This window comes from Thalassotalea sp. SU-HH00458 (assembly GCF_040362795.1).
Classification (GTDB): Bacteria; Pseudomonadota; Gammaproteobacteria; order Enterobacterales; family Alteromonadaceae; genus Thalassotalea_H; species Thalassotalea_H castellviae.
On the sequence record NZ_BAABWW010000004.1, the window covers coordinates 127,965 to 139,709 of the forward strand.

Below are 11,745 nucleotides of genomic sequence, written 5' to 3' on the forward strand. Positions count from 1 at the left end.
AAATCGTAATTTAAACATAAGTGCTTTCAACTTTACCATAATTATGGATACATGTAATACTCTGTAAATCTTCACCTTATCTTCACTTTAACTAAGATAAAATTAATTCATTACCTTGATAAGACGCGTAAACATTTGAAAATACTTTTAATCGAAGATAACAATACTATCGCCAAACAGCTCGTTGAGTTTTTAGCACTTCAACACTGGGTAGTTGATCACGCGCATAAAGGTAAATTAGGCGAAAAACTGGCCCTTGAAGATATATATGATGTGATCATATTAGATTTAAATTTACCTGATATTGACGGCTTAACTCTCTGTGAACGCATTAAAAATCAGGCAACTATAACGCCACCGATTTTGATGTTAACGGCGCGAGATACTTTTGAGGATAAATCGTTAGGATTTCATAAAGGCGCCGATGACTACTTAACTAAACCTGTTGATTTACGAGAGTTAGCATTACGTTGCCAAGCGTTATCAAGACGTAATATGTTACACAAACCAAAACAATTACAACTTGGCGAGCTTTTTATTGATTTAACCAGGCAAACAGCGACCCGGAATCATCAAGTGCTAGCACTTACTTCAACCAGTTTTACAATATTATCCGTGCTAGCTCAACAGCACCCAACCCCTGTGTCTCGAAGCGAGTTAATGCATAAAATATGGGGCGATAACCCACCCAATACTGACGCATTAAAATCGCATATTTACAGTTTACGTTCCGTCTTAGATAAGCCCTTTGATAAACCTTTACTGAAAACAATATTAAATATTGGGTTTAAGTTGGACATCACATGATGACAAGTATTAAACATCGGGTATTTTTTTATTTTGGCAGCTTTACGGTTTTGTTAAGTTTAATATTCTTTGGCTTACTTATTTTAATGGCTTACATGGTGGAAGATGAACTGATCGATAAGTTACTGCACACCGAAGCAGAAAATATTCGCCAACATTATCAAGCAAATTCAACCATTATTTCACCGAGTTATCAGTTTATGCGACTTTACTCGAACAACAATCAATTACCCGAAACAGTACAAGCTAGGTTAAAAATATCACCGAAAGCCACTGAAATATTTACGGCCTCTGACAATCATTTCCATTTAACTTACATTTCACTCAATCAAGAAACACCACATATTTTACTTGCCAATGTAACCCCGTTATTAGTAGTCACCAATATGTCAAAAAACTTGAGTGTCGTTTTTACCGGGGTATTTTGTTTATTCTTATTATTAGCCATGTTTTTTGCTTATAAAATCAGTAAACAAACCGTCAAACCTGTGATTGATTTAGCTCATCAACTAAAACTGCAGCAACAAGCAACAGAAACCTATCAATTTCCACACTACCCGTTTGAAATAGGCTATTTATCAAAAACACTTGAAGAGAATTTGAACAAGCTGCAACAAGCACTCAATCGAGAAAAACATTTTACCCGTGATGTCAGTCACGAGTTAAGAACACCTTTAACGGTATTAAAAAATGCCATCGCTTTAGCCGAACAAAGACCATTATCACAACAAGATATTAATCATATAAAAAAAGCAAATCAGGATATTGAAAACACGATTAATGTATTATTTATGTTAGCAAGAACCTCATCAATGAACATGGAACGTTGTGAACTGAACCGAATGATTGAACAGGCTATCTTAGATAATTACCAAACGATTGAAGCGCATAAAATGTCAATCAATGTTGCAATTGATGAGCAGGTATTCATTCAAACAAATCCACATTTATTTAAATTATTAATGAATAATCTGATAAATAATGCGATTGAACATAGCAGTGAAAAACTATTGAATATCGAATTTAAAAACAATGAATTAACCTTCAGTAACGCGTTATTGTCAAATGTAAATGAACCTGAATCTTTATTTAAATCCGGCGTGAAAAATGAAAATAGCGAAGGCATTGGTCAAGGGCTTTTTCTTATTTATCGCATCGTAGAAGTTTTTAACTGGTCGGTGAATATTCAATCACAGCCCCAGTGCTTTTATATTTCTATTAAACTCAAAAATTAACGGTATCTTTACTTCATCTTCACCTGCATTTTATTAATCTGAGAAAAATTCATTTTTAATGGTGTGTAGCAATGTTGAAAAAGCGTTAATATCTTTAGTTGTTTTTATACTTTTCATCGTCGGTAGTAGTATTTGGTTCTTCAATTTATTACCTCAAACTCCTGATGCAGCTCAATTGAAACAAAGTGTCGCCAACGACATTCCTTACTTACAAAAGCGCTTACCGCAAGTACGTGGAAAAATTCTCGCGGTAGTCACCAGTACCGATACCATGGGAAATTCAGGGAAAAAAACAGGATATGAGCTGACCGAACTCTCCCGTGCTTACTGGATGTTTACTGTCAATGGTTTTGAGGTAGACATTGCTAGTGTAAAAGGCGGAGAGCCACCGGTCGTTATTGATAATGATGATATGAAAGCAATAGATTATGCATTTTTAAATGATAGTATCGCCCAACACAAAGTTAAACATTCAAAGAGTGTTGATGAAATTGACCCAGATGATTACCTTGCGGTTTATTTTGTTGGTGGTAAAGGCGCAATGTTTGACTTTCCTGACAACCCAGCGATTCAAAACATTGTTAAACAACTTTATCAAAACAATAAAGTGGTTGCCGCTATTTGTCATGGGCCAGCAGCTTTCGCTAACGTTCAACTTGATTCTGGTGAATATTTAGTCGCCAATAAGACAATTACCAGCTTTACCAATGATGAAGAGTTATTCTTGATCCCTAATGCTGATGAAGTATTCCCGTTTCTTTTAGAAGATAAATTAATTGCTCGAGGTGCAAAGTTTGATGGCGGTTTTACTTATTTAAATCAAACACATCAAGATAATAATTTGATCACAGGCCAGAACCCTTGGTCGATTTGGAGTACCGCAGAAAATATTATTCAAGCATTAGGTTATACGCCTTTGCCTCGACAAAAATCTCCTGAAGAATTTGGTGTAGAATTATTAGAAATATATGCGCAATATGGCTACGATGCCGCCATTGCGGAAATAGAAAAATCTCCAAAAAAACCATTTGGCAGAATGATTGTCGCTATGCACAGTTTAGTAGCCGCAATGAAGTTTAACTTTATTGAAGCACTCGAACTCGTTCGTTTAACGAGCGCCTTAAAAGAACAGGCAACCTCGTCATAGCCTAACTCACTACGGGCTTTCTTTGTAGTTTTCGCTGTAAGGTTCGTCGATGCATGCCCAATTGACGAGCCGTTTCAGAGACATTCCCGTTATTACTGCTTAAGACTTGGTTAATGTGTTCCCACTCCAAGCGCTCAGGCGACATTGGTTTATTTTCAATTTTTGAAGAATCAAGGGTATTTGCTTCACTTGCTCCTTTACCCTTTAATGCTTTTAATAGCATTTTAGTGTCTACAGGTTTTGCTAAATAATCATCAGCGCCCATTTGTATCGCTTCTACAGCCGTGGCGATGCTAGCAAATCCAGTTAATAAAACGATACGAATATTAGGCAATAATGCCCGAATTGGCTTAATCAATAATAATCCGTTTTCTTTAGCAAGCTTCATATCTAAAATTAAATACTCGGGACGAAATAAATGACAAACATGTAACGCTTCATCTGCTTGATGAGTCATTTGACACTCAAAGCCTTGTTTCGTTAATCGCCTTAATAGCGTTGCAGCAAACGCTTCATCATCTTCTATAATTAATAATTTCATTGATTATCTTCATTTTATGACCGTTAATTTTCTGGCAAAACTAACGCTAACTTCACATGAGCAACACAGCCTTTTACTGGGTGGTTGGCTAATTTCAAGCTGCCTTTTAAACGGTTAATTGTCGTATTAGATAATAATACTGCCATGCCTAAACCATGACTACTTTCTACCAACTTTTCACCTAATAAATCTTTTTGATCATTATTGAGATTTGCTTCAATTCCAGCTCCAAAATCTCTGATCTCTATATTCAACGTGTTTTCACTGGTATAAATCGTTACGGTTATTTTGCTTTCATTGTGTTCTTTATTCGCACGAATAGCATTTTGAATTAAATTCAATAAAGCAGCGATCAACATATCATCAGATTGGACAGATGCATTTATCTCTTCAGTTTGAATAATATCAACCATTTGCTCAGGAAAATGTAAGTGTAAACTATCATTTAATTGACGAAGTAATTCAACAACACTAATTATTTCGGTACTCTCTTCGCGAATCGAGGCGGCAAGGCTTCGAAAATACCCTAATTGCTCACGGCACTGCTCCAAAGGATGATGCATCGATTGTACAGCAAGATGTTCTGGGTGATCTTCTAATAACTCATCATACAATAACTGAATATTAGCTAATGGCGTTGCTAATTGGTGAGTGACTTGAGCTGATGCAACACCTAACGAAAGTAATTGCTCACTTTTTAGTTGTTCTTCCCTTTGTTTAGCGATGGCTTTCTCTCTATTAGTAATAATTCGAGCCATAGTTCCCACGACAATAGTCACAACGACAACAGATAATAAAAAGTTAGCCCACATCGCAAAAAAATGATTACTCATGTCCATTTGATGCATGGCGTGCTCAGGCATTCTGAATAATAAAAGACTGTATGAGCTGATGGCAGAAAGTGAAATAATAGACAAATAACGAGAAGGCAAACTGACCGCAGCGATAATAATTGGCAATAATAATAATGAGACAAATGCATTAGTTGCCCCACCGCTCAAGGAAAGCAAAATACTAAGAAAAAAAATATCCGCCAATAATTGACAAACAATTGCCCAATTACCCGCCGGCCGATTTCTAAAAACATAGATACTAATTAAATGAAAAAGGCTTTCAATACCAATAACACCCAATAATGATATCAGTGATATTTGCAATGACATCACATAATAAACAATCAGCACGGTTGTTACTTGAATAATAATCGCTAAGCTGCGCAGTAAAAACAGCCGTTGAATAACCGCCATCGATTTGAAGTTAAATAAGTTCATAAGGGTTAGAATCATAAATATTGCTAAATATCATACCGATATTTGAATATCTTGCTACAGGTTCTTTGTCAGAGTTTACAAGGCACTTTTGAAATTTAAATAGATTGACGTGACAAGTGATATCAACTTATATAGAACTATCATTAAAAACATTTTATTTGTATTAGCCAAAAGGTATCAAAATGAGTAATAAAATTTCAGGTAGCTGTTTATGCGGTAAAGTTAAAAGTACAGTTGAAGGCCCTTTTCAAAAATTCTATCAATGCTATTGTGATCGCTGCCAAAAGAAAACAGGCTCGGCCTTTGCGTCACTAATCTTTACTGCACCTGATAAAATTGAATGGCATCAAGGTCAAGCCTTGATCAAACGATTCGATCTCCCCAATGCCATTCGGTTTAGTAACAGTTTTTGTACCGAATGTGGCTCACAAGTACCTTATTTAAGTCGAGACGGTAGTATGTTGGTGATCCCTGCGGGCTATTTAGAAGGTGATCCTAAAATCACCCCTCAAGCAAATATCTTTTGTGAAGAAAAACCCGTTTGGTTTGAATCGGGCCAAGCGGCGGCACAATTTGATCAATATCCGACCTAAGGCTTTAGCAACGAATCAACCGTTTAACTTTCAACGATTAGCCATAACTTTAAATGACACTTTGCGGTTATGGCAATCTTGCTCATCAGCCTTAAGCTTGATTGAGTTTTGATGAGGCACCCTAGCTAACTGGTACGCACCAAATTAGTGCAACAATAAATAAATCGTGCAAACGTTATTAAAACAACAAGCATCACACTTCCAACCATAAATATATTTTATATCAATGAATACAACAAGATAAAGCTTAAATCTAGCTAATGGTCAAAATGGCACAATAGTTGAAATCATCTAACTAAATCATACTTGTTGATGTGAGAATTATGCTAAAGACTTTTATAAAGCAACACCGTTTACCCGTAGAATTTGAACAAACGGTTGAAGAATATTACCAACCACTCGCGGATCGTGTTTTTAAGCAATTTAAAGCAAATGAAGGGGCTTTTTTTGTTGGTATTAATGGCTGCCAAGGTAGTGGCAAATCAACGTTTACCGATTATATTGCAGAATACTTAACAAGCACCTATCAACTAAATGTTATTGTGATGTCGTTAGATGACTTTTATTTAACTCGTCAAGAGCGCAAAGACCTTGCAGACAAAGTTCATCCTTTATTAGAAACACGCGGCGTACCCGCAACTCATGATATTACGGCATTAAAGCAAGTATTAAGTCACTTAAGTGAGAAAAAAACGGGCTTTAAAATTCCTCGATTTAATAAAGCAACAGACGAACCTTATCCAGAAGAAAATTGGCAACGTGTCGACAAACCCGTTGATATTATTTTGCTAGAAGGTTGGTGTTGGGGCGTAGAACCTCAAACCGATGAACAATTAAAATCGCCAATCAATGAACTTGAATTACAACATGATACTCATGGCATTTGGCGAACTTATGTCAATCAACAACTCAAAACCACCTATGAACCTTTGTATGAAAAAATGGATTTTTGGGTATCTTTACAAGCACCTTCATTTGACTGCGTATACAAATGGCGATTAGAACAAGAAGAAAAACTAAAAGCGAGAAATGAAAATTTAACCGATTCAAAAATCATGTCTCCCGCAGAGATATTAAATTTTACTCAATATTTTCAAAGGCTAAGTGTACAAGCGTGCAATACAATATCTAAATCAGCCGATGCCATTTTTTACCTAGAGAACAACCGACACATTCGTCAATTGAGTCTTAAGGAGTAACAATGCGCACTGAGAAAGTATTGATATTTAGCGATTTAGACGGCACTTTGCTTGACCACTACACGTATCAAGCAAATGATGCCTACGACACTATCTTCAAACTAAAAAAAGCGGATATCCCTATTATTCTAAACACGAGTAAAACGAGAGCTGAATTAGCCAATATACAAGCTGAATTAGCGCTAGATACACCGTTTATTATAGAAAATGGCGCGGCTGTTTTTATCCCTAAAACAACTTTTTCGACACAACCTGCTGACACCTCAAGCGTTGACAATTACTGGGTTAAGTCTTTTGCTTCATCAAGAAAGTATTGGTTAGAGTTACTTGACACCGTTTGTGCCGATTTTAAACACTTATATCAAGGCTTTTCAACGTTAACAATTGAGCAATTAACAAAGTTAACAGGGCTTTCAGCAGACAAAGCCGCGCAAGCAAAACAACGTCAATATGGCGAACCCATTCATTGGTTAGGTGACGAAAAAAGTAAACAACTATTTATTGAACAGTTAGTCGATTATGGCGCCAACGTCGTTCAAGGTGGCCGATTTTTACATTTAAGTGGCTATTGCGATAAGGGACAAGCACTGATTTGGTTAACCGAACAATATCGTGAACATTATAATCAAGAAAATATTTATACCATTGCCTTAGGAGATGGTGAAAATGATATTGCGATGTTAGAGGCAGCAGAAGTCGCGGTTCAAATTCGATCTCCGGTACATGATTTTCCAACCTTGTATCGCCAAAATAGGCATACCATTCAAACAGAGTTGTGTGGGCCATCAGGCTGGGCCGAAGCAATACAAGCACTGTTATTTTCATCTTCAAATTCTCAACTTCCCAAAAAGGGGTAAACCATGGCTGATTTCTATCAAAACGGTACGGTAACCACATTACATAACTTAGCACAACGCGAACCGGCAGACATGGCCGAGGAATTATTAACCTTTTCCAAAACGCGTTCTTTAGGGCTAATTTTACCTTCGTTATTTTCTGAATTAGAAGGTAAAGCCTTACCGGACATTATTAATAAAATAAAAGAAGTCAAATACTTATCTGAAATCGTAATAGGTTTAGACCGAGCAGATCTTGCCCAATACAAACACGCATTATCCTTTTTTGGTCAATTACCACAACATCATAGTGTTTTATGGAATGATGGCCCTAGACTTCAAGCGATTGATAAAAAATTACAAGCCTTGGGCTTAGCACCTAAAGAGTTAGGAAAAGGCAGAAACGTCTGGTACTGCATGGGGTATATTTTAGCTTCAGGCAAAGCAGAATCTATCGCCTTACATGATTGTGATATTTTAACGTATGAACGAGAGTTGCTTGATAGATTGTTATATCCTGTTGCTAACCCTATGTTTAATTATGAGTTTTCAAAAGGGTTTTATGCCCGTGTCGCCGGCGGAAAAATTAATGGCCGTGTTTCACGATTACTAGTGACTCCGTTAATTAAAGCACTTAAGAAAACGGTTGGCCATTGTGACTACCTTGAATACATGGACAGCTTTTTATACCCACTAGCAGGCGAATTTTCATTTAGACGTGATGTATTAAGCGATATTCGTATCCCTAGTGATTGGGGATTAGAGATCGGTGTATTATCTGAGATGTATCGTAATTACTCGCCAAACAGGTTATGCCAAGTAGACATAGCTTCAACGTACGATCATAAACATCAAGATCTATCATTAGATAATACCGCAGGTGGTTTATCAAAAATGTCGATTGATATCAGTAAAGCATTCATTCGTAAACTTGCCACACAAGGCGAAACATTTACCCCGGAAAAATTTAGAACATTAAAAGCGACCTACTTCCGTATTGCCTTAGATTATGTAGAAACCTATCGTAACGATGCCATGATGAATGGGCTGAATCTCGACATTCATACCGAAGAAAAAGCGGTAGAAATGTTTGCTGAAAATATACTTACAGCAGGAAACACTTTCCTAGAACAGCCAATGGAAACACCTTTTATTCCATCATGGAACCGCGTAGTAAGTGCAATACCGGATATCTTATCGCAACTTAAAGAAGCGGTTGAGTTAGACAATCAAGAATTTGGCCAAACAACTCTTTAACCATGAAAAATGTATGAAGTAAAAGGAAAATATTGATGATGCAAGAGCCGGTTAATTCTCTTGAACAAAAATTAAGTCAGCAGCTTAGTTTTATTTATAAAGATATAACACTAGAGCAATCGTTTGATGATATTGCACGTTCATTAATCGCCATAATGCGGTTAAAAAGTGATTTTACGATTGCTGAACCCTTTACTAATCACTGGTCAGAAAAAGACGTCATTTTAATTACTTACGGTGATAGTGTTATTGAAAAAAACACAGCACCGTTAAAAACATTGAAAACGTTTTTAGATGACACTATTAGTAAAACGATAAACAGCGTGCACATTTTGCCTTTTTTTCCTTATAGTTCTGATGATGGTTTTGCGGTTATCGATTATTCTTCAGTCAACGAATCACTTGGCTCATGGCAAGATATTCAAGCCATTAGTAAAGACTATCATTTGATGTCTGATTTAGTGATCAATCACTGTTCTAGTCGCAGCGTGTGGTTTGATAACTTTATCAAAGGTGAAGGGATTGGCCACGACTTTTTCTTTACCGCCTTGCCCGATGAAGATTTATCTGCGGTAGTTCGTCCTCGCACCTCGCCATTACTGAAAGAAGTAGAAACTGGCAAAGGAAAGAAATTTGTTTGGTGTACTTTTAGTCACGATCAAGTCGATTTTGATTTTCGTAACCCTGAGGTTTTAATCGCTTTTACCACGATTATCCGACAATACTTAGATATGGGTGTGAAAATATTCCGTTTTGATGCTATTGCTTTCTTATGGAAAATAAGTGGCACGCCGAGCATTAATTTGCCACAAACCCATGAAATAGTGCGATTATTACGCAGTTTAATAGAATCTGCAGAACCGAATGCCATTATTATTACCGAAACCAATATTCCTAACACTCAAAATTTAACTTATTTTGGTAATGCCAACGAAGCACACGGCATTTATAATTTTTCACTGCCACCGTTATTATTAAACACTCTACTCACAGGGAGTTGTTTATATTTAAAACGTTGGTTAATGAGCATGCCGCCCTCACAAGACGGTACTATGTATTTTAACTTTATTGCTTCTCACGATGGCATAGGTTTAAGGCCCGCAGAAGGTTTACTGAGCGAAGAAGAGATAGGCGCACTGGTTCAAACTATCGAAGGTTTCGGCGGAAAAATATCGTGGCGAACGTCTGATAATGGCGAGCAAAAAGCCTACGAAATGAATATTTCACTTTATGATGCTATGCAAGGAACAACAACCGGTAAAGATCAGTGGAATTTTGAACGTTTTGTTTGTGCACACGCCATTATGTTCGCACTTGAAGGCATTCCCGGTGTTTATATTCATAGTATGCTAGGCACGCAAAACGATTATAAAAAACTTGAGCATACCCACCATAATCGCTCGATCAATCGTCGCAGGTGGGATAAAGAGTTACTAAGCCAAGCACTGGAAGATAATAACTTACATCACAAAAAAGTATTGTCATCACTCAGTTCATTATTAGAGATCAGAATTAATCAACCTGCTTTTCACCCCAACGCTACGCAGTTTACTTTACATTTGGGTTTACAATTATTTGGTTTTTGGCGACAAAGTCTAAACAGAAAACAAAGTATATTTTGCATCAGCAACATATCAAATAAGCCTTTAGCATTACCGCTCAGCGAACTTAATTTAGTGATCACAGAATCTTGGACAGAGTTAATTAGTGGAGCTGAAATTACAGACTTAACCGAAGAGCTACTTCTTGAGCCTTATCAAACTGTATGGATTTCAAATAAGTAGAGCTAACATTGATTTTCATCTTACGATGAATTCTTAATAGCCCTGTTAAGTCATTAAACTATCGACTCACTGTTTTATTGATGCTAATAGCTTATCACCCTTTGGATATTACTGAGAACGCTCAGTAATATCCAAGCCCACGCATAGCTCGTATATATTTTCACGTTTAATAAATTGAATTTTATTACTTTTCTGGTAATTTAAGTGTAAGTAAGTAGACGGACATTACTGAGACGTCTACATAATAAGCTGTTAGCAGTAAAGGAGTGTATATGCAGTATGTCGAGATCGAATTGACCCAAGGGAATATAAACAACGATCATTTATACCTTTCATCAATTACCGAGTTTTTCCCAAGCGATTCTTTCGGCGGTTCAAATTCTCAGGATATTGCTCCGGTATTACTTGAGGTTAATTGCGGCATTAACGAACCTGTAATTACAGACATCGCTGGTGACAAAAATATCTTCCGTAAACGCTCATGGGTTAAGGAATTCTTTAAAACTCATAAGATGGCTGCCGGTGATAAAGTAATTATCGAACATACAGGTAGGCATCGTTATCATGTTTACCCTAAACGTAGCTAATTTACTGCTAACAAGCTGTTTAACAAGAACAAAATACAGTTGGCTTTTGCTCCTGCGTCGCTATTTTAGCCAACAATTATTTGCCTCTGAATGAGGCGTTATATACAAAAAGGAACTTTGTGTGAAATCTAAAATTATTTTCTCATTGTTTATTATTTTTATTTTTTTATCAGGTCTTACTGCCGGTTTCTTGGGTGGCATTTTAAATGCAGCATCTCCTGTTATTGGTCAGGTATGGGCTGGAGCTAAAGAAATGCAAGCAGCTATTTCGTTAATAGACAAAAATGAATTAAGTAGAGCAAGAGACTTATTGTGTAACTCTATTCAAACGAGACTTGTTATTATGGACCAACTTCAGCCCGTTAAAAGCGAAACCACATCCAATATTCATAAAGTACTAGAAGGTTACCTTTATGAAGATATTAAAAAAGATAAACCAGAGTTTCGTGCAACTTGTATATAACAAGGCAATAAAGCGGGAAAATTTA

At 36.6% G+C, this 11,745-nt stretch carries 12 protein-coding genes; 10 read left to right on the forward strand and 2 right to left on the reverse strand.

All coding sequences use genetic code 11. From position 1 onward, the window contains the following. Nucleotides 1-135: 135 nt before the first annotated feature. Genes ABXH06_RS07575 through ABXH06_RS07585 form a run of 3 tightly spaced genes read left to right on the forward strand, consistent with a single transcriptional unit; the run spans nt 136 to nt 3,189 of the window. On the forward strand, nt 136-807 hold the full coding sequence (locus ABXH06_RS07575) for a response regulator transcription factor (protein ID WP_353517823.1): 672 nt from the start codon (nt 136-138) through the stop codon (nt 805-807). Beyond that, nucleotides 804-2,042, forward strand: coding sequence for a sensor histidine kinase (locus ABXH06_RS07580; protein ID WP_353517824.1), 1,239 nt, complete (start codon nt 804-806; stop codon nt 2,040-2,042). Before ABXH06_RS07575 ends, ABXH06_RS07580 begins: the two co-directional genes overlap by 4 nt. A 58-nt stretch (nt 2,043-2,100) precedes the next feature. Further along, nucleotides 2,101-3,189 carry a type 1 glutamine amidotransferase domain-containing protein gene (locus ABXH06_RS07585; protein WP_311584115.1) on the forward strand — a complete coding sequence of 363 codons (1,089 nt, stop codon included), beginning with the start codon at nt 2,101-2,103 and terminating at the stop codon, nt 3,187-3,189. 1 nt (nt 3,190) lies between these two features. Here ABXH06_RS07585 and ABXH06_RS07590 read toward each other — a convergent pair whose 3' ends face one another. Then, nucleotides 3,191-3,730, reverse strand: a complete 540-nt coding sequence (locus tag ABXH06_RS07590) for a response regulator transcription factor (RefSeq protein ID WP_311584117.1) — start codon at nt 3,728-3,730, stop codon at nt 3,191-3,193. 23 nt (nt 3,731-3,753) lie between these two features. Then, nucleotides 3,754-5,016 (reverse strand): sensor histidine kinase, encoded by a 1,263-nt coding sequence (locus ABXH06_RS07595; RefSeq protein WP_353517825.1) that lies wholly within the window; start codon nt 5,014-5,016, stop codon nt 3,754-3,756. A 167-nt stretch (nt 5,017-5,183) separates the two neighbouring features. On the opposite strand from ABXH06_RS07595, the gene ABXH06_RS07600 reads away from it, so the two are divergent. The 7 genes from ABXH06_RS07600 to ABXH06_RS07630 all read left to right on the forward strand — a co-directional run bounded on the left by ABXH06_RS07600 (nt 5,184) and on the right by ABXH06_RS07630 (nt 11,720). Next, the gene (locus ABXH06_RS07600) at nt 5,184-5,594 is read left to right on the forward strand and encodes a GFA family protein (RefSeq protein WP_311584121.1); all 411 of its coding nucleotides are present in this window, start codon (nt 5,184-5,186) and stop codon (nt 5,592-5,594) included. 323 nt (nt 5,595-5,917) lie between these two features. Continuing rightward, nucleotides 5,918-6,793, forward strand: coding sequence for a kinase (locus tag ABXH06_RS07605; protein WP_311584123.1), 876 nt, complete (start codon nt 5,918-5,920; stop codon nt 6,791-6,793). A gap of 2 nt (nt 6,794-6,795) precedes the next feature. Then, a complete protein-coding gene (locus tag ABXH06_RS07610; protein ID WP_353517826.1) occupies nt 6,796-7,650 on the forward strand; it encodes an HAD-IIB family hydrolase in 855 nt (284 codons plus the stop codon). A gap of 3 nt (nt 7,651-7,653) precedes the next feature. Beyond that, nucleotides 7,654-8,886, forward strand: a complete 1,233-nt coding sequence (locus ABXH06_RS07615; protein ID WP_353517827.1) for a glycosyltransferase family protein — start codon at nt 7,654-7,656, stop codon at nt 8,884-8,886. Between the two features lie 38 nt (nt 8,887-8,924). Next, the gene (locus ABXH06_RS07620; protein WP_353517989.1) at nt 8,925-10,670 is read left to right on the forward strand and encodes a sugar phosphorylase; all 1,746 of its coding nucleotides are present in this window, start codon (nt 8,925-8,927) and stop codon (nt 10,668-10,670) included. 272 nt (nt 10,671-10,942) lie between these two features. Then, the gene (locus ABXH06_RS07625; RefSeq protein ID WP_353517828.1) at nt 10,943-11,257 is read left to right on the forward strand and encodes a hypothetical protein; all 315 of its coding nucleotides are present in this window, start codon (nt 10,943-10,945) and stop codon (nt 11,255-11,257) included. Nucleotides 11,258-11,378: 121 nt separating this feature from the next. Continuing rightward, a complete protein-coding gene (locus ABXH06_RS07630; protein WP_311584150.1) occupies nt 11,379-11,720 on the forward strand; it encodes a hypothetical protein in 342 nt (113 codons plus the stop codon). Nucleotides 11,721-11,745 lie beyond the last annotated feature (25 nt).